Origin of the sequence: Rhodococcus sp. OK302 (assembly GCF_002245895.1) — a bacterium.
Lineage (GTDB): Bacteria > Actinomycetota > Actinomycetes > Mycobacteriales > Mycobacteriaceae > Rhodococcus_F.
This window is the reverse complement of sequence record NZ_NPJZ01000002.1, coordinates 52,124-73,566: the sequence shown is the minus strand read 5'-3', so window position 1 is coordinate 73,566 and position 21,443 is coordinate 52,124. Positions and strand designations below refer to the sequence as shown.

At 61.6% G+C, this 21,443-nt stretch carries 21 protein-coding genes and 4 pseudogenes; 16 read left to right on the top strand and 9 right to left on the bottom strand.

Annotation, left to right across the window (positions count from 1 at the left end):
- The first annotated feature begins 89 nt into the window (after positions 1 to 89).
- A complete protein-coding gene (locus tag BDB13_RS32335) occupies positions 90 to 1,091 on the top strand; it encodes a LolA family protein (protein WP_176459752.1) in 1,002 nt (333 codons plus the stop codon).
- Positions 1,092 to 1,128: 37 nt separating this feature from the next.
- On the opposite strand, the pseudogene BDB13_RS33655 reads toward BDB13_RS32335, so the two are convergent.
- Together BDB13_RS33655 and BDB13_RS27790 are read right to left on the bottom strand one after the other, a co-directional pair.
- Positions 1,129 to 1,230: pseudogene (locus BDB13_RS33655) on the bottom strand (homocysteine S-methyltransferase family protein); the annotation flags it as partial.
- A gap of 310 nt (positions 1,231 to 1,540) precedes the next feature.
- On the bottom strand, positions 1,541 to 1,978 hold the full coding sequence (locus tag BDB13_RS27790) for a hypothetical protein (protein WP_094275306.1): 438 nt from the start codon (positions 1,976 to 1,978) through the stop codon (positions 1,541 to 1,543).
- 481 nt (positions 1,979 to 2,459) lie between these two features.
- Between BDB13_RS27790 and BDB13_RS27780 the strand changes: the two genes are divergently transcribed.
- The 3 genes from BDB13_RS27780 to BDB13_RS27765 all read left to right on the top strand — a co-directional run bounded on the left by BDB13_RS27780 (position 2,460) and on the right by BDB13_RS27765 (position 4,180).
- Positions 2,460 to 2,834 carry a hypothetical protein gene (locus BDB13_RS27780; RefSeq protein ID WP_094275304.1) on the top strand — a complete coding sequence of 125 codons (375 nt, stop codon included), beginning with the start codon at positions 2,460 to 2,462 and terminating at the stop codon, positions 2,832 to 2,834.
- Between the two features lie 387 nt (positions 2,835 to 3,221).
- Positions 3,222 to 3,962, top strand: a complete 741-nt coding sequence (locus BDB13_RS27770) for an SMI1/KNR4 family protein (RefSeq protein ID WP_094275302.1) — start codon at positions 3,222 to 3,224, stop codon at positions 3,960 to 3,962.
- On the top strand, positions 3,959 to 4,180 hold the full coding sequence (locus BDB13_RS27765; protein ID WP_094275301.1) for a hypothetical protein: 222 nt from the start codon (positions 3,959 to 3,961) through the stop codon (positions 4,178 to 4,180). Before BDB13_RS27770 ends, BDB13_RS27765 begins: the two co-directional genes overlap by 4 nt.
- Positions 4,181 to 4,833: 653 nt before the next feature.
- Here the strand turns inward: BDB13_RS27765 and BDB13_RS27760 are convergent.
- Complete coding sequence (locus BDB13_RS27760; protein WP_094275300.1) at positions 4,834 to 5,268, bottom strand: acyl-CoA thioesterase; 435 nt, start codon at positions 5,266 to 5,268, stop codon at positions 4,834 to 4,836.
- A 494-nt stretch (positions 5,269 to 5,762) separates the two neighbouring features.
- On the opposite strand from BDB13_RS27760, the gene BDB13_RS33195 reads away from it, so the two are divergent.
- Together BDB13_RS33195 and BDB13_RS33190 are read left to right on the top strand one after the other, a co-directional pair.
- Complete coding sequence (locus BDB13_RS33195) at positions 5,763 to 5,957, top strand: hypothetical protein (protein WP_254923084.1); 195 nt, start codon at positions 5,763 to 5,765, stop codon at positions 5,955 to 5,957.
- Positions 5,939 to 6,373, top strand: a complete 435-nt coding sequence (locus BDB13_RS33190) for a transposase (RefSeq protein ID WP_254923083.1) — start codon at positions 5,939 to 5,941, stop codon at positions 6,371 to 6,373. Before BDB13_RS33195 ends, BDB13_RS33190 begins: the two co-directional genes overlap by 19 nt.
- Here the strand turns inward: BDB13_RS33190 and BDB13_RS32640 are convergent.
- From BDB13_RS32640 to BDB13_RS27745, 3 genes and pseudogenes are all read right to left on the bottom strand, one after another.
- Positions 6,329 to 6,445, bottom strand: a pseudogene (locus BDB13_RS32640) (IS110 family transposase); the annotation flags it as partial. The gene BDB13_RS33190 and the pseudogene BDB13_RS32640 sit on opposite strands and share 45 nt — an antisense overlap.
- Positions 6,446 to 6,463: 18 nt before the next feature.
- Entirely contained in the window at positions 6,464 to 7,558 is a 1,095-nt protein-coding gene (locus tag BDB13_RS27750) for a sensor histidine kinase (RefSeq protein ID WP_094275299.1), read from the bottom strand.
- Complete coding sequence (locus BDB13_RS27745; RefSeq protein WP_094275298.1) at positions 7,551 to 8,246, bottom strand: response regulator transcription factor; 696 nt, start codon at positions 8,244 to 8,246, stop codon at positions 7,551 to 7,553. Before BDB13_RS27745 ends, BDB13_RS27750 begins: the two co-directional genes overlap by 8 nt.
- 245 nt (positions 8,247 to 8,491) lie before the next feature.
- Here BDB13_RS27745 and BDB13_RS27740 point away from each other — a divergent pair, with 245 nt between their 5' ends.
- From BDB13_RS27740 to BDB13_RS32635, 5 genes are all read left to right on the top strand, one after another.
- Positions 8,492 to 8,974 carry a hypothetical protein gene (locus tag BDB13_RS27740; RefSeq protein WP_094275297.1) on the top strand — a complete coding sequence of 161 codons (483 nt, stop codon included), beginning with the start codon at positions 8,492 to 8,494 and terminating at the stop codon, positions 8,972 to 8,974.
- An 89-nt stretch (positions 8,975 to 9,063) separates the two neighbouring features.
- Positions 9,064 to 10,230, top strand: coding sequence for an efflux RND transporter periplasmic adaptor subunit (locus BDB13_RS27735; protein WP_094275296.1), 1,167 nt, complete (start codon positions 9,064 to 9,066; stop codon positions 10,228 to 10,230).
- A gap of 10 nt (positions 10,231 to 10,240) precedes the next feature.
- Positions 10,241 to 10,936 carry an ABC transporter ATP-binding protein gene (locus BDB13_RS27730; protein WP_094275295.1) on the top strand — a complete coding sequence of 232 codons (696 nt, stop codon included), beginning with the start codon at positions 10,241 to 10,243 and terminating at the stop codon, positions 10,934 to 10,936.
- Positions 10,933 to 12,180 carry an ABC transporter permease gene (locus BDB13_RS27725; RefSeq protein ID WP_094275294.1) on the top strand — a complete coding sequence of 416 codons (1,248 nt, stop codon included), beginning with the start codon at positions 10,933 to 10,935 and terminating at the stop codon, positions 12,178 to 12,180. Before BDB13_RS27730 ends, BDB13_RS27725 begins: the two co-directional genes overlap by 4 nt.
- A gap of 318 nt (positions 12,181 to 12,498) precedes the next feature.
- On the top strand, positions 12,499 to 12,786 hold the full coding sequence (locus tag BDB13_RS32635) for a hypothetical protein (protein WP_217902175.1): 288 nt from the start codon (positions 12,499 to 12,501) through the stop codon (positions 12,784 to 12,786).
- Between the two features lie 754 nt (positions 12,787 to 13,540).
- Here the strand turns inward: BDB13_RS32635 and BDB13_RS27710 are convergent.
- A complete protein-coding gene (locus BDB13_RS27710) occupies positions 13,541 to 14,137 on the bottom strand; it encodes a M15 family metallopeptidase (protein ID WP_094275292.1) in 597 nt (198 codons plus the stop codon).
- Between the two features lie 209 nt (positions 14,138 to 14,346).
- On the opposite strand from BDB13_RS27710, the pseudogene BDB13_RS27705 reads away from it, so the two are divergent.
- Positions 14,347 to 15,092 (top strand): annotated as a pseudogene (locus tag BDB13_RS27705) (IS6 family transposase).
- A 240-nt stretch (positions 15,093 to 15,332) separates the two neighbouring features.
- Here the strand turns inward: BDB13_RS27705 and BDB13_RS27700 are convergent.
- A pseudogene (locus BDB13_RS27700) lies at positions 15,333 to 16,401 on the bottom strand (IS110 family transposase).
- Between the two features lie 586 nt (positions 16,402 to 16,987).
- Between BDB13_RS27700 and BDB13_RS27695 the strand changes: the two are divergent.
- A complete protein-coding gene (locus BDB13_RS27695) occupies positions 16,988 to 18,103 on the top strand; it encodes an NAD(P)/FAD-dependent oxidoreductase (protein ID WP_094275291.1) in 1,116 nt (371 codons plus the stop codon).
- A 240-nt stretch (positions 18,104 to 18,343) separates the two neighbouring features.
- Here BDB13_RS27695 and BDB13_RS27690 read toward each other — a convergent pair whose 3' ends face one another.
- Positions 18,344 to 18,895 (bottom strand): TetR-like C-terminal domain-containing protein, encoded by a 552-nt coding sequence (locus tag BDB13_RS27690; protein ID WP_094275290.1) that lies wholly within the window; start codon positions 18,893 to 18,895, stop codon positions 18,344 to 18,346.
- Positions 18,896 to 19,252: 357 nt separating this feature from the next.
- Between BDB13_RS27690 and BDB13_RS27680 the strand changes: the two genes are divergently transcribed.
- From BDB13_RS27680 to BDB13_RS31815, 3 genes are all read left to right on the top strand, one after another.
- Positions 19,253 to 19,564, top strand: coding sequence for a hypothetical protein (locus BDB13_RS27680; RefSeq protein ID WP_094275288.1), 312 nt, complete (start codon positions 19,253 to 19,255; stop codon positions 19,562 to 19,564).
- A gap of 260 nt (positions 19,565 to 19,824) precedes the next feature.
- The gene (locus tag BDB13_RS27675; RefSeq protein ID WP_094275287.1) at positions 19,825 to 20,322 is read left to right on the top strand and encodes a hypothetical protein; all 498 of its coding nucleotides are present in this window, start codon (positions 19,825 to 19,827) and stop codon (positions 20,320 to 20,322) included.
- A gap of 835 nt (positions 20,323 to 21,157) precedes the next feature.
- Positions 21,158 to 21,355 (top strand): hypothetical protein, encoded by a 198-nt coding sequence (locus tag BDB13_RS31815; RefSeq protein ID WP_141210716.1) that lies wholly within the window; start codon positions 21,158 to 21,160, stop codon positions 21,353 to 21,355.
- The last annotated feature ends 88 nt before the right edge of the window (positions 21,356 to 21,443 follow it).

The following is a 21,443-nucleotide window of genomic DNA, read 5'->3' as shown; positions in this document are numbered from 1 at the left end:
TCGGCGCGCCGGCTCAGGTTGCGGTACGCGCTGGCCAGCTGTCCGATCGTCAGTGCTTCGGTGCGACCAGTAACCGCTAGGCTGCGGCTATGACAGCCTGGATCGAAGTCCTCACGGCGCTGACTACCGGCCCTGACCTTCCCCTCCGAGGGACGATTCACGAGGTTCGTGTCGAGGGCGCTCCCGAGTCGTTCAGCGGTGGATTCGCCTACAGCGGGCAACCTCCGATGATGGTGGTACCGGGTCATGGATGCCGGGTCTGGCGGCAAGGCGACAAGGTTCGGGTCGAGAACATCGACGAAAAACCTGTTTTCATCAGTGATGGTGTTCGGGCATGGGACTTCACCGGCCGCTCCGATCGACCTCGGGTCGGCTCTCCTGATCGCGTCATTTATCTCGGTCCCAGCCAGTTCCTGCTCAGACGACGAAACGCGGCCGAATGGGCCGGTGACGACTTCGCTCAGCCGGCCGGGGAGGTGGAGGTCGCCGAGTTCGTTGGGCGGAATTGTTGGACCGTGCAACTCGCGCCACCTGAAGGAAAGCCGTACCCGCTCCGGATCTGGGTCGATACCGAGTCTGGCCAGATGCTCGGCTACCGCGTCGAGGAGGTCGGGGAGGGCTCACAGTTCATCGACGTCATTGTCGGCGAACCCTTGGATGAGAGGTTGTTCGTTTGGGACGGCCCGGCCTACACGTCCGAGGAGTATCAGCAGTTGATTCGCGACGAGCATCGAGCCAAGCAACGTCAGCAGGTGCAGTGGTTCGAGGAGAACGTGGCGGATGCCCCTTTGAGGGTGCGCGTGCCCATCGATTTCATCCCGGAGGATATTCGTGCAACGGATTCCGGAGGCTTCGATGCATCCAACAGTGCAGCAATGCTCTCCCGCCGCCCGCGCAGCACCGAAGGGTGGGAGCCGAAATGGGGTGTGCCCCATTATGTCTGGTCGACCCAGCTGTGGGACTGGGCGGCAGGGACGATTCACGCCGATCTGGACAGCGCAGCGGTTGAAGAACTCCAACAGAGTTTGCATCCAGGCGAACCGGTAGATCGCGGCCGAAGAATAGATCCTCCCGGGCGTGGACGAATCTAGTCCATCCTTGGTCTTGGTGGCTCAGTCCATGATTGAGGATCCGGTGAGAGATGTCGTAGTCGGCGAGGTTGGGCAGGTTGCAACCGAAGGTGTTGGTCTCGACGGCATCGGCACCAGCGGCGAAGTACGCACGGAGGATGTGTCCATTTCCGGCCGGAATACGGCACGTTTCGAATATTGCACGTCCGCCAGTCAAGGTGCCATTGTTCGATACGGATGCAACATAGGTCGTATGTTGTGGTTGCCGTTGCCGCAGGAATCCTGAGTTCGGTAAGTGTCGAGATGCAGCGCAGATTAGCGAGAGACGCCCCGCTACTTTGACGGGTCTCGGGCGAGTCTCCGAAGTTCGTCAAAGTATGTGCGTCGGACCGCGCGGTAGGTCGAGGTGGCGGGGAAGATGTTGGCGGAGCAAACCATTGATGGTTTCGTTGCCGCCGCTATGCCTCTCGTCAGGCAGGCGTAGACGGCCCGCGATCGTCGAGCTCTTCGCTCTTGGCGGCATGCTTGGCGCGAAGGGCCTCGAGTTGGGCAGACTTGGCCGCGGCCATGCGTTCGCGGGTGGCGGCGGTACGAGCCGGAGCCGGTGCCGGGGCTGGGTGGCGGCGGGGAATGCCCGGGCGACGCGCCGCGGACCGCCCGGGCGCGGGGACCTTGACGGTGCGCATCGCTTCGGCCAGCAAGATGAACGGGAGGATGAAGGCCCAGAGGAACATTCGGTAATGGCCACTGTGGAAGAACACGGCCAGGTAGATGCCGTAGCCCAGGAACGCGGTGCCGATGAGACCGTTGACAACGCGGCGGCCGGGGTGCAGTTCGGAGGTCACCAGCGCCACAGCGATCACGACGATTCCGCTGACGAACAGCGCCGCCACATAGAAGCCGAACACGTATTTCCCCCGTCACGAGCAGATAGAAACGATGATCAGCCTAGACCACCGGTGCCGGGACCTCTAACCGAACCCGGTCCCGGGCATCGAGGCTGTGGCATCTCGGCGTGCGCGGTGGACCAATCCTGATCGCATCCGCAATAGCGGGCATGGTGGCGGCACCACTTCGAGTGCTGCACGTCGTACACCAGCCGATCGCCCTAGTGATAGCCATCGCGCGTGAATCCTGACATCGCGCAGGGTCTTTCGATGCGCAACCACCACACGGTCGCCAGCGCCCACCGATCCAGCGAATCAACCTCCACGGCGAAGCGTTTCAGTCGCCAACCCTCGCTGACGCCAGTTTCCGGACAACTCGACCTCACCTGCCGAATCCTCACGGGGCACAGCGACACCTGTTCGTGCTGACGACGAGAGGAGTGCCGCGCCGGGCTGTGGCCTGTCGGCGTCGTGGTCGGGCGCGATCAACGACACTGTCTGTATGTCAATCTTCGTCAGACGCCCACCGGACCTGCGGCGTTGGGTTCTGGTCGCATCTATCGCGTCCGCGGTTGCGGGTCTTGCCGTCGCGCTCGTGTGGCGGTACGCGGTGCCGCGCCAACTGATAGATGCTGACCCGCCACCACCCGGTGATCCGGACGATATCGGGTACTTCCGCACCTACGACTACATGCAATACGTCTCGGGTCCTGATTGGTGGCGGATCAGTTCGCTAACAACGGTTCTCGCAGTATTGATTGGTGCAACCGTCACGATTCTCGGTTGCTTGATCAGCCGCCATTTCGCACGGTCACTCAAGCCTGGTCATCTCGTGGCGGCCCCCATTTTGTCGGGGGCATCGTGGGAGCCGTTTTAGCTTGGCGTTCCAGGCGTGATCCTCCCGAACTGCATGTCAGGATGATTGTCGACCCTTCATTCAGGGACTTCGGGCCAACGGGCCTTCCACGTGAGGAGGTCTACGGTGCGCCACCGATTTACGATGTCGCGAATGCGGCGGTGCTGTTGCCGTCCGCGGGCGCCGCTGTTGGTGCCGTCGCCTTCGGTGTATGCCTCATCATCATCGCGTCACTCAGGCGTAAGCAGCTGCCGCATCCGGCGTCAGGAGTCCCTGACGAAGCAAGCTAGGAATACTGCGCGGGTCGGCGAAGGCCGAAGGTTGGAGCGCTGATGAATTTCGAGATGCAACCTGGGGTGGTGCGGGTTGAAAGGCTCGACGCCCTGACCTGCCGGTTACATTCAGACAATGACTCTCACTGACGCATGGCTGCGGTACATGCAGGTTCTTCACCAGAAGGCGCCGATCACGGCAGGCGCGGTGCGTCCGCCCCGGCCCCTCTCCGAGAGAGAAGACGCCGAACGCGCTACGGCGCCGTGGACCGCGGAGATTCGAGAGTTCTTCTCCCTTCACGACGGCCAGAAACGACCGACTGGCGGAGAAGACTTCGTCGGCACTGTGTTCCCGAGCTTCGAGCTGCTCTGTCTCGACGAGGTTGTCGCACGGCACCGATACTTGCGAGATAACCTCCATGACACCGAATACCTCGGCGATGAGTGGGGGAGTATCGCGCGGCAGCAGCCTGCCGGAGAAATCGCGCACATGTTTCTGAGTGAATACATTCCGATCGCGGAGCACTTATGCGGTGATCTGTTGTGCGTCGACACCCGCGGTGGGCAGCGGCAAGGTTGCGTCCGCGAGTTCGGTGCGGAGGGCGCGGATGAATGCGATCCGGAGTCGGGGTCGTTAGCGGAGTACGTCGATTCGGTACGTATCAGTGTCGAGTCGGGTATCGAACATTCCGGTCTGCTCCCGACTATCGAGGATGGCGCCCTCGTCTGGGACATCGACTTCAGTGACAACCCGGTGCAGGTTCTCGCACCCGAGCCGATAATGATCCGTTTACCGTTCGCTGTGACGAGTTTTCAGCCGTCACAGATCGGACCGGACGATGACCTGATCGACCTCGATGTCGTGCGGCGAACGTGATCGACACAGCCCGCTCGTTGCATCCGGGATCGGTTATCGAAGGGGGCGAATCGGTCTTCCGTCGAGTACCCCGTCAGCAGGGTGTCGCGATCAGTTGGTTCCTCGGGATCGACAGGCAGGCTGTCACTTTCGTGTCCGTTGTGACGGGTATCGGCAATGAGGTGATCGTTCACGAGCTGCCAGAAGGGGGCGGCGCCACTTTTGTGTTCGATGAGTGATTTCCCGATCAGCCGCCTAGTCTGCTGGGGAATACCGCACGTTTCGAATACTGCACATCCACCAGTCGACCTCCCAGGCCGTCACTGACCGATCCTTTCCACACACGAAAGAAGCCGCCGGCACCGAAAAGATGTCCAGCGGCTTCAAAAGGGTCGGTGCCCGTCTTGCGCCTCTCGGCAAGTGGCCGCTCGAAGCGGCATTTCTGGGGTGGTACCCGGGGCAAAGAAACCGAACACCGACAGCCTCTACAACGAACGCCGGCCCGGGGTTATTCCGCCCGTCAGCGCTCTCCCGAGAGCCGCAACATGACGCCAAACTATGGCGAGGGGACGTGTCATCGCTACTGGTCAGGGGTTGAGATGCCGTGCCGCCCTCACGTTGATCGGTGAGGTGTTCGTCGGCAGTTTTCGTACAGGTGGATGGTTCCGCACTTCAACGCAGGTGGCACTTCGTCGGCGCTGGGCAGTAGTCGGCCGGCTAGCTCTGGTTGCGCGCACGGGTACGTGCAGTGGTGCGCGCATGGTTGCGCACAAGAGGGGGTTTGTGTTCTTGACCTGGGGTGATGACACGTCCCGCCCGTTCTCATGCCTCATACGAAGCGAAACCGATCTGTAGACCCCTCCACTTCCTCTCGGCGCGTGACGCTCTGAGGTCAGCCCGCAGTGGTCCACGCTGCGAGGGCGGTCCGTTCCTCGGCGGAGAGGCGACGCAGCGTTCCGGCTTCGGGGTCGGCGAACGCGAGCTGGGTGGTGGCGGTGACCGCAGGCTTCGAGTCCGGTGCGGCGTGTGCCGAGCGCACCTCGTAGCGGAGGGTGACATCGACGGCGCGGAGCTTCTCGATCCACATCGTGACGGCGAGTGGGCTGTCGGAGTGTGTGAGTGGGGTGCGGTACCGGACTTCGATTCCGGCCACGACGGATGTCCCGAAGAGGTTCGCGATGTCGGGGCCGGCAGAGAGCAAAGAATCGATGCGGGCTTCCTCGAGGAGCGTGACCATGCGGGCGTGGTTGACGTGTTTGAAGATGTCCATATCGGACCACCGGACGACGACATTCGAGGTGTAGGTGCGGGCGGTGGTGGCGGTCATCGGTGGAAATCTCCTCGGCTGGTGGTGAGGTCGTCATTGTCGCAGGGCGGATCTTGACCTGTTGAGACCAAGATCGTTTCTGGTGCAGTAGACGCCAGCTACGGACGGCATCAGGTCGCTGGCACTTTGCGGCCGGGACCAGGTCGCCGGCAGTTTTGGTGGTTGCATGCATGGTTGCGTGTTTTTCTGCGTGCAGTGGTGCGTGCATAGTTGCTTGCATGGCTGTTTTGGTGGGTCTGACCTGGGGTGATGGCAAGTCCCGGCGGGTAAGTGCCTCGTTCAGTCGAGTGAGGCTGATCTGTAGACCGCTCTACACTTCGCCTGTAAGTGCTCTACATGAGTTTCTTTCGGGTGCAGTCCGCAGGCGCAGACCCAGAGGCACTCCTGAGGCCCGACATGCAGGTCTCCGAGTCCTATTGCTCAGACGGTCAACCGGCTCCATGTCGTGCTCACCCATTTGATCCCTGCGGGCGCTCCCCGAGGTTTGAGCGCCGATGGTGCCGCCGAGATGCTGTGCCGGGTTCGCCCCCCGCGATCTTGCCGGCAAGACGATGCGCGGCCTCGCAGTCGATCTGGTCGCCGAGGTGCGGCAACTGGATCGGCGGATAGCAAAGGCCGTCGGCGATGTCGAAGCAGCCGTCGTCGAGTCCGGCAGCTCACTGACCGAGCTGTGCGGCTCGGGGTTCTGAACGCAGGCAAAATCCTCGGCCGGGTTGGCTCGATTCACCGGTTCCGCTCGGCTGCCGCGTTCGCCAGCTACACCGGTACCGCGCCAATCGAGGATTCCTCCGGTGACGTTGTCCGTCACCGACTCTCGCGGGCCGGAGACCGGCAACTGAACTGTGTTCTGCATACCATGGCCATCACCCAGATCGGTCGAGATACGCCCGGACGCGCGTATTACCAACGGAAACGAGCCGCCGGAAAGAGCCACATGGAAGCGTTGCGCTGCTTGAAGAGGCGACTCTCGGATGTCGTCTACAGGAAGCTTTTTCGTGACTCTGCAACGGCAATGGAGGCGAGCCCGGGAAGATACTCGGGGGCGGCTCTATCGTCCTGCGAGTTGGTCGAACACCGCTCGCAACCGTGCTTCGTCGTTGGGTAGCGCTTTGTCGTATAGACGGGTCCCGCAGGTATCGAGGCCGACGGCATGATGTTCGGATTTCCCCACGTCAATATCACGATAGACCCGTAGCTACCTATGAACAGGCGGTGTGGTGGGCAGCACCACGGTGATGCGGAGTCCACCGGATTGTCGTGGGGTGATGGTGAGTGTTCCGTCGTGCGCCTGTGTGATGCTGTTGACGATAGCCAGTCCGAGGCCGACACCGGAGTGTTCGTTGATACGTGTGCGTTTGGTGCCGCGCTGGAATGGTTCGGTGAGTGTCGAGGCTAGCCGCGGGGTGAGTTCCTCACCAGTGTTCTCGATGGTGAGCATGGCGGATTTGGGGCCGACGGTGGTGCGTATCCAAACCCTCCCTCCGGTGGGGAGGTTGTGGACAATCGCGTTCTGCACGAGGTTCATGGTCATCTGCAACAGAAGCGCGGGTGAGCCGACCACTGGGGTGATGTCGCCGGAGACGTCAATGGAGAGCCTGCGCTCTTCTGCGAGAGGAAGCAGCGTTTCGGTGGTTTCTTCAGCAAGGAGGGACAGGTCGACTGGCTCTTTGGCGAAGGATTGCTGGTCGGCATGGCTGAGCAGGAGGAGGGCTTCGGTGAGGTCAATCGCTCGGGTGTTCATGTCCTGCAGACGCACGATGAGTTCGGATGTGTCTCCGTTCGGGTCGCTGCGAGCCACGTCCAGCATCGTCTGTGAGATCGCTAACGGCGTGCGTAGTTCGTGGGAGGCGTTGGCTGCGAATCTCCGCTGTTCGGCCACATGAGCTTCGAGGCGATCGAGCATGGTGTCGACGGCGTCAGCGAGTTCGCGAAACTCGTCTTGCCTGCCTTCCAACCGAATGCGGTGTGAGAGTGTCCCATTGGCGGCGACTCGTATGGTGCTCGTGATTCGGGTTAGAGGTGTGAGCATGCGTCCGGCGAGGATCCACCCTCCCAGTAGACCGAATATCAGAAGAAAGAGCAGCACTTCGGCAGCTACTGGGACGAAGGCACGCAGGAGGTCGGAGCGGTTGGGGACGAATCCGTCGATGGATTTGATCGTGCTGTCGGGGACGTATCGCAGGAGGAATACCCACACCGCTGTGAGCAACATGATCCCTGCGAGCATGAGGAACCCGACGTAGCTGAGGGTGAGTTTGAGGCGGACAGTTAACCCGGGCGCTCTATCCACGATTGCGTTCCTCATCTTCGCTGTCAGCCGTGGCGTCGATGCGGTACCCGACTCCCTGCACTGTGGCGATGACCCAGGGTTCGCCGAGTCGCTTGCGCAATGCTGAGATGGTGATGCGAGGGGCGTTGGTGAACGGGTCTGCGTTCTCATCCCAGGCCTGTTCAAGGAGCTGTTCGGCACTGACGACGCCGCCTTGGGCGGCCATGAGGACTTCGAGCACTGCGAACTGCTTGCGGGTGAGCGCGATGTACCGGCCGTTGCGGTAGAGCTCGCGGCGGAACGGGTCCAGCCGCAGGCCTGCGATTTCTCGCACAGGCGGTCTGTGATGCACGCGCCTGCGGTAGAGGGCACGAAGCCGGAGCACGAGTTCTTTGAGTTCGAAGGGCTTCGTGAGGTAGTCATCCGCGCCGAGTTCGAATCCGGAGGCCTTGTCGTGGAGACGATCGGCGGCGGTGAGCATGAGGATCGGCATCCCGCTGCCGGACGCAACGATGTGTCTGGCCACTTCGTCGCCGGAAGGGCCGGGGATGTCGCGATCAAGGATGGCGATGTCGTAGGAGTTGACGCGCAGCAGTTCTAAAGCGGCGGCGCCGTCACCGGCGATGTCTGCTGCGATTGCCTCCAGACGGAGGCCGTCACGGATCGCTTCCGCCATGAACGGCTCGTCCTCGACGATCAGCACACGCATGCTCCCGATACTACGAGACGGAACATATCGTCTGTATATCGAAAACCTCTTACGGGTCAAGTCCATCGGCGTGGTGGCGAGGTTGTCGCGTACTTCCTCCAGTTGGTTATGCGCTCAGGACCCGGTACGACCCACTCGCTTCACGGGACTGTTTCGTTTATGTATGCGGTTCCTTAACATCGCGGCAACAACGACGCTGGTTGATTAGGTATCGACATCGGGCCGCGGCCCGGGAAAGGAACATCATGTACTCCACTACCCCGCATCGGTTCCGGCGAAAGTTCTCCGTCGCGCTACTCGCGATTCCCTTGCTCACAGTCATGGCGTCGGCCTGCTCAGGTGCAGAGCCTTCGTCGATTGAGTCATCCAAAGTGTCCGGAGCGAGCACTGCCACTACGCGCGACGAGTACGACTTGCAGTTGGCCAAGTGCCTGCGCGATGCGGGCTTCGATGTGAAGGATCCTGCACCGGGACAAGGGATCACGGAATCGAGTCCAGAGATCATCGAGGCCGCCCCCACCTGTATGCGGCAGCTCGGTAATCCACCCGTGCAGGAGTCTTCACTCAGCGATACCGAGCAGCTCCAACTCGGATTGAAAGCGGCCGCCTGTATCCGGGAGAGGGGTTTCGACTTCCCCGATCCGACCCTCGAAACACCCATCTTCCTCCCCGCCGAGGTCCCATCGGAACAGGTCGAAGATTGCTTCAAGGACTTTCCCACCAACTAGCAGTGCCCACCATACGGCCCGGGAGCTACCTAGTACTCCGGCGAGCCGATCTGCGAAGCAGACACCACTCCCTGCAAGGAAAATACGGGATGAAATCACAAGATACAGTCCATCACCCAAACCTCGATTCGGAGTCCACGAGCGAATCTGGCCCGACCGATCCGTCGCCGGAGGTCGGCAAATCTCGTGGCAAGTCGCGTCGTCGCCGTGTCGTCGTTGTGTCGGTGGTCGTGGTTGCGGCTTCTGTTGCGGCCGGGATCGGGTACTTCTCGTGGACTCCCGTTCAGGAAGAGAGAGCGGCCCCTTCGACTTTAACCACGGTGCCGGTAACCGCCGGCGATCTCGTACAAGAGGTAGCCGCCAACGGAACTCTGCAGTACGCCGATGAACAGCCTGTGCTCTCGGGGCCAGCCGGCACCGTCACAGGGCTTCCAGCGCCAGAGAAGGTCGTCCGGCCAGGCATGGCGCTGTATTGGATCGATGCCCGCCCAGTGATACTCCTACTCGGTGGCACGCCTTCGTGGCGTACCTTCGAGTTGGGTATGACCAACGGCGATGACGTACGCCAACTCGAAGAGAATCTCGCTGCCTTCGGGCTGTTCGAGGGCGCGGTCGATACGCAATTCACGACAAAGACGGCAGACGCCATCCGAGCCTGGCAGAAGAGCCTCGACCTCGAACCCACAGGTATTCTGGCTCATACCTCGGTCCTCTTCTCTCCCGTCGACCTGCGAGTGGGAACCTTGTCGGTCAGGCTCGGCGCACGTGTCGACACCGGCACGGAGATCCTCAAAGCGACCTCGACATTCAAGGTCGTCACCGTCGAGCTGAAGCTCTCCGACCAAAATCTCACTAAAACCGGTGCAACCGTCACCGTCATCCTTCCCGATGGCAAGAAGACACCCGGCACAGTCCTCGCTGTCGGTTCACCGACAGTGAAGCCTTCATCGGATGCGAATACTGCTCCCGCCGTTGGCGTCCCCGTCGCCGTCGACCTCACCGACCACGCCGCCTCCAGTCAATACGTACGGGCGGGTGTGACAGTCCGGTTCCCGGCCTCCACCGACCGAGGAGTGCTGACCGTTCCCGTCGACGCCCTCGTCGCGACAGGACCGGACTCATTCGCCGTCGAAGTTCCGACAGGAGAGGGAACGGCCAAGATCCCGGTTACGCTCGGCATGTTCTCCTCGGGTCGAGTAGCAGTCTCCGGAGCTGGTATCAGCGCTGGAACCAATGTGGTGGTACCGAGACAATGACGGAGATCAAATGACGGAGATCATTCGCCTCGTAGGGGTCACCCGTACCTACGGGTCGCCCCCGGTCCGTGCACTTGCCGGCGTGGATCTTCGAGTCGACTACGGAGAGTTTGTCGCCGTAGTCGGATCGAGCGGGTCAGGTAAATCAACGCTACTGAACGTCATCGGCACACTCGACCTGCCGAGTTCCGGTGTCGCATACATCGACGGAACCGACGCACGAAACATGTCCGACGCACAGCTCTCGGCCCTACGCGCACACCAAATCGGTTTCGTGTTCCAACAATTCCATCTCAGTGACGGCGTCACGGCACTCGACAACGTGGCAGACGGATTGCTTTATCTAGGCGTTCCCCGGCGCGAAAGGCGGGTCCGGGCACGAGCAGCTCTCGAACGAGTCGGTCTCGGTCACCGAACAGAACATCACCCAAACCAAATGTCGGGTGGCGAACGGCAACGGGTCGCCATCGCCCGCGCCGTCGTCGGCGATCCCCCGCTCCTCCTCGCCGATGAACCCACAGGGAACCTCGACAGTGCATCCGGTGAGAGCATCGTGCAGTTGCTGCACGAACTCAACCGAAGCGGCACAACCATCGTCGTCATCACCCACGACCCCGCGCTCGCGGCCCGTCTTCCCCGGCAGATAGCAATCTCCGACGGAAGGGTCATCTCCGACAGTGCATCCCCCGAAACGCGAATCGCATGACACCACAGCCTCCCGTCCTCCCACAGTCACCCATCTCCCCACAGCCACCACATGCCGAGAAGCTCTCCTCACGGCTACGGAGCCGAGACCTCGCCCATCTCGGATCGGCAGGTCTACGCGCCCGGCCGACCCGAGCAGCGTTGTCAGCGCTAGGAATCGCCATCGGGATCGCAGCGATGATCGCCGTCGTTGGATCCTCCGCATCAAGCCAAGCGCGCCTGAACAGCCAACTCGCCGAACTCGGAACCAATCTCCTCACCGCAGCCCAAGCCCCCAGCGCCGGCAGCACACCGCCACCCCCGCTGCCTGCGAATGCATCCGCCAGAGTCGAACGCATCCCCGGCGTGCTCGAGGCGACGTCCGTCGCCAACCTCAAAGACACACATATCTACCGCAATTCGGAGATCGATCGCGAACGCACAGGCGGGTTGATCGTCACCGCCACAGAGCTGAACCTCCGAGCCGTCGTCGGAGCGACCATTCGTGAGGGTCGATGGCTCAATGACGCCACAGCATCCTTGCCTGCAACGGTCCTCGGGGCAACCGCCGCTGAGCGACTTGGAATCCGCGAGCCCGACCAGCTGGTTTGGATAGGTGACCGCAACGCCGTCGTCGTCGGCATCTTGGAACCGGTATCGCTCGCCCCGGAACTCGACATCGCAGCTCTGATCGGAGTACCCGTCGCTGAATCCGTCTACGGATACAGCCCCGCACCTACGCGAGTTTACGAACGCTCGACCGATCAGACGGTGACCGCGGTACGGCAAAAGATCGCCCCCACAATGCAACCCGAACAACCCAGCAGCATCGTAGTCTCGAGACCTTCCGACGCACTGGCGGCAGCGACCGCCGCCTCCGACTCCTTTTCGGGCTTGCTGCTGGCGCTCGGGGCGATCGCCCTCATCGTCGGTGGCATTGGTGTGGCCAACACGATGATCATCTCCGTACTCGAACGCCGCAGCGAGATTGGTCTGCGCCGCGCTATCGGCGCAACCCGCGCGCACATCCGCCTACAGTTCCTGACCGAAGCGCTCATCCTGTCTGCACTTGGTGGTGTAGGCGGCGCTGCCTTGGGCAGCGCCGCCATCGCCTTGATAGCGGTCATGAACGGCTGGATCCCCGTCATCCCACCTCTCGCCCTCGCCGCCGGTATGGGTGCCACCCTCGTCGTCGGTGCCGTCGCCGGCCTCTACCCGGCAGTACGAGCTGCGAGAACGCCCCCGACAGTCGCCCTCAACATGTGAATGAACTCACCAACATGTGAATGAACTCACCGGATTCAAAACAGGTGCCGATGCTCCCTGACGAATACGACGAGCATCGGCGCCTGGCCCGCCGGATTGCGCTGGGTCCCGAAAGCGCGATGAGTCTGGCGTTGGTTGGGGAGAACCACAGGACTAAAAACGGAACCCACTTAGGTGGTCGAAGCCCTCGGCGTGCAGCACGTTCACCGCCGGTTTCTCGTACTTGCTCCGTCACTCTGACAGTCACGCCGCGATTCCGACCTGGACAAGGGTGGCGCTCACGCTGCGGGTGGTCGGAGGACTGACAAGCGGACGAGAATGCCGAGTCCTTCCTCATCCGATCTCGACCGGTGCGGGCTCGGATACTGGGGCGAAGAAGCGGACCTGGCCGTCGTGCAGGGTCTGGTTGACCGCGGCGGCATCGGGCACGACCTGCGCAAGTCCATCCCGTATGACTCGTTCGACCTGATCTTCGCCCAATACCTGCACACCCGAACCGCAGGTCCGAACAGCGGCAGTACCGTCGGGCACGAACCTGCTCGGACTGCTCGAAGACCTGACTTCTGCGAGCGTTCGATGTTCCTCGGGGACAACGTGACCGACTGACACGCGACACTTCCGGCGACACCGCCAGGCAGCGTGGCCGATGTCGTCTCCACTACTGAAAGGCGGTCGAGCGCGTGAACGAGGTTCTCGACGGGCGCAGTCGGACAGGGCCGCTCTCAGCGTCCGCTGGACATGCTTGAAAAGACCGGCCGCTACGCCGGCCACGCCGACATCCTCCGCGAAATCATAGACGGCGCGACCCGGCGCTCACTGCAGAGCGGAAGGGGCCATCGATAGGAACGAGATCGCCGCTCGAGCTGCACGGCCCTCTCCTTCGGGTGGGCGCCATCAGTGGCACGCGACGCGGCAGGGACTCTCGGTCGGTGAAGTGCGTGCAATCTCCACCATGGTCGGATAAGGGCTAAATTCCCGCCCGTGGTTCGTCGAGCATCTCAGTCATGGCAGAACAGGAGGTGTCGGAATAGTTGGTGGAGACGACCGTGCGACCACTGATCGCACGGCGGGTCCACCCCGTCGACGCTGACCTGAACCCGCGCACCGATGCGCTCGGCCTGGTCCGCGCTGTGACTGATCACCGGTGTGCCCGTGGCACGCTGAACTTGATTTGACCCGAAGGCTATTCGGAAGTCTCGATCTGTCGCCCACGGTCGCGCGTACGATACGCCCCCGACCCCAGTGGCCGACCGGTCAGCCAGGATATTTAACAGTCGGTTCGAAACCGACTGTCCTGCAATTTGTTTCGTCTATTGGACCCGTTTTCACTCGCTACCGGAACCACGCCAGCCGCGAGTAGTCACCCGGACGACGCGTCTTCGGTGGGGGCGGGGCACGTTCCTCCCGGAACTGTTGCAAGTTCGAAGTGCCACATCTCGTTGGCATAGGTCTGACACAACCCGTAGCTGGCGCCGTGCTGAGAAAGCCAATTGTCGGCGTCTGTGGGGCCGATGTCGACGGCGCGGCCGGAGACATGTGTCGACTTCTCAGGGGTGTTCACCCACCGGCGCGCTTCAGTCTCGCTTCCATAGATCCGGGCGGCGTCGTCGAGCAGCACCTGCTGGTACTGGACGCTGCGCCACCCACTGTTGACGGCCATCCGGACGTCGTCTGCCTGGGCGTCCGCCGCCGCACGCCGGAGTGCCGCACGCAATTCCGGCTCGAGCTTCGTGAGAGCTGGGTGGGCGTCATCGAACGGTGAGAGCGGCGCGTCAGACAGAATATGGCCGTCGGCTACCGACTGCCCGGGCGATGTCACAGTTGGTCTGTCGTGGAAGGGCATCAGTGCCTTGGCTTCGCCCTCCAGAGAGCTGCAGGCCGGCATTGTCAGCAGTATGCCGGCCGCCGCAGCGCACGCAAAGGCACGCGTGAGAGATGATCTTGTAGACGACGTCATTGGACGCCCCCCTTCCGGTGCGTGGCCCGTTTCTCGGGCCTGTCTCCGCACACTCCACCAGGCACGCTGTTGCGTTGGTGTCGGTCGTTCTCCACACATTTCCGCAACACGGGATCTCCTCGGCTGACGAGATGCCGGCGCAGTTCGCAGGTGGAGTGGACATGGGTGGTGTGAAGGCATCGTCAACTTAACTGGGCCCTCAGTCAGGGATGATCGTCGGACGAGCCTTGGGGACGAGACACGGGCGGATTCGACCGCGGTCACTGTACAAACGGCACCGGTATCCCGCGGAGATCATCGCGCACTGCGTGTGGCTGTACTACAGGTTCACCTTGAGCTTGCGCGATGTCGAGGAGTTGATGCTAGCCCGCGGCATCGTCGTCTCGCATGAGACGATCCGCACATGGTGCGCGAAGTTCGGGCCCGAATACGCGCGTGGTCTGCGCCGACGCGCTCCCGAACCCGGCGACATATGGTTTCCTGGCGAGGTGTTCGTCAGGATCGGCGGTATCCGGAAGTACCTGTGTCGGGCGGTCGATCAGGAAGGGAACGTCCTTGACGTCCTGGTCCAGTCACGACGCAACGCGAAGGCGGCGAAACGTTTCTTCGGCAAGCTGATGCGCAAGCAGGCCCGGGCGCCGAGGGCGCTGGTGACCAACAAACTCGCCAGTTACGTTGTGGCGCATCGGGAGTTGATGCCAGCAGCCGGGCACCGGCGCTCGAAGTATCTCAACAACCGGGCTGAGAACTCGCACCAGCCAACCAGGCAGCGAGAACGCGCCATGAAGTTCTTCCGCTCACCCGGTGCGGCGCAACGGTTTCTGGCGGTGTTCAGTGCGATCTCGCCAACTTTCGGCCCGGCCGACACAAGCTCACCGCAAGCGATTACCGCTCCGAAATGACCAACCGATTCGCCACATGGAGCGACGTCACCGGCGTATCCGCTGCTGCCTGAACTGGTGTCCCACCAGCAGAATCCGCCCAGTTGGCCCGAATTCTGTTGATTACCAGTTGCGTTCAGTTAAGTTGACAGAGCCCAGGGGTGGCACTGCACCCCTTAGTTGTGTCGGGGAGGTTGGCGAAGCTGGGTATCCCCGGACGAATCGGCCGAAACACTGCCCTGATGGAAAACGCTGCTCTGCTGCCGGCCGCGGTACTCAGTGATCTGCTCGGCTTATCGGTATCCGGGATGCTTCTATATCTGGCAAGACACCAAGATTGGGTGTGCAGTGGCGAGTGTCCGGAACAGCTGCCGGGTGACATAACGCTTGAGGGATCGCATGATCTCCTTGGTTGTGCGGCCTTCGGTTCGTCGACGTTCGACATAGGCGCGAGTTTGGGGATCAACCCGCATCCTCACGACGGATGATGGTGGTCAGTGCTCTGTTCAGACGGCGGTCACCGCCGCGATTGAGCCTGTAGCGCACCGTGTTACCTGATGAAGCCGGGACCGGGCAGGTCCCGGCGAGTGAGGCGAACGCAGCCTCGGAGCGCACCCGACCTGCATGTGACCACGCGATCAGGACAGTCGCTGCAACCACTGCGCCGACCCCGACCGCGGCAGTCAGTTCCGGCGCATTGGTCTTCACCAATGCTTCGAGAGACTTTCGATTGTCAATCAGCTCCGAGTCGAGCGCACGAATCCTCTTGGCTAGTCGCACGGCCTCTGCTCGGCACGTCGCAGTGGTGGCGTCCTCGGACCGAGCTCGCCACGTTGCGATCTCCTTTATCTGACTGTATGCCAACGATTTTCGTGCATCTACACCAAGTTCGACAGTGCGAACCAAAGCCGTCAACGCATTGACCGCGCGCGTCCGTTCACACGTCATCTGTTCGCGGGCGACCACGAGAACGCGCATCGCCACTCGCGATCCGTCCGCACGTGGTCGGCGCAGTCGATCGATGTCGACGGACAGAACTGACCGGGCGATCCGAGCGGCGTCGAGATCGTCGGTCTTACCGACTCCTCTCCGATCCGCCGAACCCATCACGGAGGGTTCGGCTACCGGGAATCCCGCCGCAAGAACGCGGTCGGAGAGTCCGGCGCCGTAGGAGCCGATGCCTTCGATGACAACGAGGGCGGCTTGTTGACCTGCTCTGTGTGCAATCCACGTGCGGGCCCGATCAAGACCCGCTGGACTTGCTGGAAAACTTGCTTTGTCCTGCACGGCACCGGTTACAGCGGCCACAACACACAGCGCATGGGCGGCAGCGTGGGTATCTACACCGATGACGATCTCGTAGCTATCTGCGACGATAGGCATAGCGACGGATGTCCTTTCCGATGGGCGACGTCGTTGTCGGCGTCGGCCCGGAAAGAGCACTTCGAGGCAGGCCTGTAATGGGCCACGACCTCGCGGCAACGGGGTCGGGCAGGCTTCTGATCAAGCCACCGAAGCAGGACCGGACCGGCGTCGCCGCCACAACAGAGTGGACAAACCCCGGCCAGTGCATCCGAAAAGGAGCAAAGCGATTCATGAGTCACACGGCGTTGTAGCGACGACACCTATCCTGTCAGCCAGCCCCGGGCCGGCCACTACAAACACTTACATGCGGTTCAGTGGACCGTGCTCGCGGGGGCGGGGGCAATACCTATGCAGCTGACGTCGCACGCTGTTCCGTATCCGGAGCCGCTTCCATTGCCGCACAGGGAGAGTGATCATCCGCTCATGATTTCCGATGAATAGGATCGACGCGGGGCCACAGGGGTAATCAGCAACTCGTCGATATGAGATTTGAACCACATTGGATGAAAAATGTGTTCATCGACATACTTATGCATCCTTCGTAATCGATACCGTCGTGCAAACGAGACCTGCTCTCTCTCAAGGTCAACAGAAATGGAGAAATATGGGCACGCATGTTGTCATCATCGGGGCAGGTTATGCAGGAGTCATGGCAGCGAAACGGCTGTTGCGCAGATCGTCGGAGATCACGGTGACCATCGTGAATCCACGGAATCATTTCGTGCAGCGGATACGGCTGCATCAGATGGTCGCGGGGGATTACGACGCGACGGTGCCCTTGAATCGGGCACTGCCGTCGAAGGCAAACCTCCTTGTCGGATTGGTGATCGAAATCGACGCGTCTGCGCAGCATCTCGTCCTCGATGACGGCACAACGCTGCGCTACGACTATTTGATCTACGCCTTGGGAAGTCGCCAGTCCACGGATCCAATCGCTGGTGCTGCGGCACACGGTTTCACCATCTCCGAATTCGAGGACGCGATACGCCTGAAATCGAAACTCGCGACACTTCCGGCCCAGGCTTCGATCGGTATCGTCGGCGGCGGACTCACCGGCATCGAGACTGCGGCCGAATTGGCTGAGCAGTCCAGTGGCCGGATCACTATTATCACCGGAGGTGTTCTCGCTCCCGAGCTTTCGGAGAAGGCGCGATCGATCATCGTCAGGGCATTGGCTGCCCTCGGCGTCGACGTGATCACCGGTTCGCGAGTCGTGCGGATTGACAAGCATGCGTGCGAGCTTTCCGACGGCCGCATCATCGCGACAGACTGTGCAGTGCTCACCACGGAATTCGGTGCCCCCGATCTTGCCCGACGCAGCGGGCTCCCCGTCGACGTTCTTGGGCGATTGAAGGTCGACCGCCAGTTGGAGTGCATCACCCATCCCAACATCGTGGGTGCCGGCGATGCGGTTGCCATCAGCGATCTTTCGTTCCGGATGAGTTGCCAAGCTGCAATTCCCCTGGGAGTTCATGCCGCGGAAACCATCACACGCCGCATCGGGGGTTTCGCACCGAAACCGGTCACACCGAAGTTCGTCGGGCAATGTGTCAGCCTGGGACGGAAGGGAGCGGTGTTTCAACGCACCACTCGGACCGACCTGTCGACAAGGTTGGTTGTCGCCGGTCGAGCAGGTGCTTTCATCAAGGAAAAAATCTGCTCTTCGACCACGGACTGGGGCATTATCCCGACACGTCCGATCTTCTACAGCTGGACGTAAACAATGCCCGATTCGTCCCCGAATCGGAACTTCGCCCGGTCGGAACATCACACTCGACCCTCACGCCGTGAGAATTTCACCAAGCGCCGAATTCGGTTCAGCGGCCGGGACCATCTGAAGAGTGCGGTGCGTCGCTGTGTCGAGGATGATGGTCCGCGCGAGTAGGTGTACGTGAATCGCGGCTTTCACTTGTCGATCTCAACGCCGGTTCTCGATCGAGTCCGGGCGACCGCAACGCTGTCAGGACCGCAAGCCGATCACGAGGTCGACGAGCTTTTCGATATCGACGGGCGGTTCGGTGTGCTGTGAAATTGCGGCGAGGCGGACCGGGGAGACCAAGGCTGCGAGGACGGTGTCGGCGTCGGTGTCCTGCGCGATCTCACCCCGATCAATTCCTCGTTGGATCATTTTTCCGGCGGCATCGAACCTTGTGCGCCAGAACGTTTTTCTCGATGCCAGGACTTGTTCGTCATTGGTTGGCATGACGCCTGTTCGGGACAATGCAAGCCCCAGGGGGGTTGCCAGCCAATCTTGGAGGTGTGTCGCGAATTCGAGTAGGTCGCCGCGAATCGAGCCGGTGTCGGGAATGGTCAATCCCGACGCCGTGAACTCGTTGAGAGCGTCGATGATCACGGCGTCGACGGTTTTCCATCGACGGTAGATCGAGGTCGGGTGCACATCGGCGTCGGCAGCAATAGCTGCGATCGTCACCGACTCGGGTCCGAGTGCCGCAACCTGACGGACCGCAGCGTTGATAACGGCCACACGTACGGCGACACCTCGTTGCTTCATGTCTCACATTGTGCCAAGTCGCAGGCCGCGAAAATATTGCAACTCATTGTTGCTATATTTTCGATAGGTGAATTTTCGAATGGAGAAGGAGTTGGACATGGTCGTTTTCTTCGAGGTGCTGTTCGTTCTTGCATGTATCGTGACGCTTTGGTTCACGGCATACGTTGTCTTCCGGTTGGTTACTGACGAACACAGGTGACATCGATGCCCCCAGGGGGTCGCGGACCCCTGGGTTGCGCATTCGTGTCGTTGGCGCCGAATCCCCTTGTAGTGCCGTCGCAAACCGCGGCCGAGTTATTCGACAAGTTCTGATATGTCGACTTATCAGTAGAGGGCGCGGGCGGCGCGGTCGGCGGCATCGGGTCGCTGATCCTCGGTGCCCACGACGACACCGGCAATTTGATTTACATAGGCAACGTCGGCACCGGATTTTCTTCGAGGCAGCGCCGTGAATTGCGCGACCAGCTCCTCGAAATCGAGCGGCCCACCAGTCCGTTCTCGATCGCTCCGCCGCGAGCAATCGCGAACGAATCACGTTGGGCTGAACCGCTTTTGGTGTGCGATGTGGAGTACAGGGAGTTCACCGGCGGCGCGCTCCGACATCCCTCGTTTAGAGGTATTCGCACAGATAAGACAATCGACGAAGTAGACCTCCCCGGCCGTCACTGACCGACCCTTCCCCGCATACGAAAGAAGCCGCCGGCACCGAAAAGATGTCCAGCGGCTTCCGAAACGCGAAAATTTGGGGTTGGATGTGCCCTTCCGATCGTCCCGTATCCCGACCAACCGAACGCCACCGACTCTCGGACGGCGCCCCGATTTTGGGACCGTCGGCGCAACGTGGCCGATCGTCGAGCTGCGTTACGCTCGAATCCAGGGGAAACCGTGAAACCCGCACCCCGCCATGATCTCGCCGCCGAAAGGTTCACATGACCGACACAGCGCGCATGCCGCCATCTGTGGCCGTCTTCCTCCGCGGATCATGGTGGTGGAGTCGCCGCGACGAGCTCGCCAACCGTCAGCTTGTCGACATCTTTGCCCGCCACGGTCACCCGTGCGCTGACATCACCTCCACGCTCGCTGTCGACACGTCCCTACAGGTGGCGGTGGAGAACGAGGCAGCGCGGGGCGAACTCGCCGACTGGATCGACATGATCTCGACACGCCGCGGCGGCAGCGGAATCGGAAATCCTGGACACAGTCTCGGCGAACGCATCGACTACCTCACCCGCAGGCTTGGCGAAAAGCCTGTGACCGCAACCGCGTTGCGTCAATGCCGTCAACAGATCGGATTCATCGACGAGCTACTGCGGGAAGGCTGTGACCTGCCGGAGCTGGCGCACCCCGATGAGGCGATGACCGATCTGCTGAGCCGCTACCGCGTCATCCGCGGACAGGTGCTCGCTGCCGAACCTACCGAACCGTGAAGGGTGGCATAGGTTTTCGGGTGAAAGCCCCCTGGTCTGAATGCTGCCTGGTCGGGGGCTGAGGATATCCTTGACCTCGTCCGGTGCTCTGCATCGGCCCGCTGAGGGTGTGACGCCGGTATGGTCACAGGCACACTCGCACGTTCAGCGCTCCCGCTGAGGCGCGGGGAGTGGTGTGGCAGGCACCAACAGGGAAATTGGGGCCCGCCACACCGCCCGCTCCGACCGCTGACGGCACGCGGTCGCAGCTACTGCCTGTATGAGTGATCGTGTCGACGAAGAATTAGTGACGCTGCCCGATGCCGGCCGGTAGGTGATCCGGCAGTGTGGCTCTCGGAAATATTGGGCATGTCTTTCGCGCATTTTTTTGGCACGTTGCGCGCGGCGCTGGTCGGGTCACGGCGAGACAAGGGTGAATCTCGCTATCCGGCCATGCATTCCCCGAAACGCTGGACGCGGACGTACCGGGGTGAGTTTGACGCCGAATCTTCTCAGCGTATTCCGGTTGTGGAGACTGCCGAAGCGGTTTGCTCAGAGTTCCGACTTTAGTGCTAGGAGTTGTCCTGGCCGAACAACTTTTCTGACGCCCGGAGCTATTGGCAGGCGGAACGGTTACCCGTCCACCGCGAGGCATGTAGTGCCGAAACGTCACGTGGACTACGTGTTTGACGGCCTTCGATCGACCGGCACGCACCGCCAAGCCGAACCTGTCGCTTTTGGCAGTGAGACTTGGTGATCGACGTCACGGCAATCCTCCGGCAATTCGACCGTACGGTCTGAAAGGCTACTGTCGAGTAAGAACTGGGGGTCGGCCTCACCGGCCCAAGGATGTCGTATGTACACAGGGCTCGGTGTTGGCGGGGGACCCGCTGTTGGTGGCGGGGTGGCCGTGATGGGCGGTGCCGGTAGTTTGGCCTTCACCGGATTTCCCGTTGCCGGTGCGGCGGTTTTGATGCTGATCGTCGTTGCCGCTGGTCTTCTGCTTCTACGGGCGTCGCGAGTGCGGGCCGACGAACTGCCCGACATGGCGTAACCGATCTCGATGACGATGCGGTGGCGGTCGATACTCGCGGCCGTCCCTCGTCGTTCCCGACGAGGGACGAGCCAACATGGCTCGCATT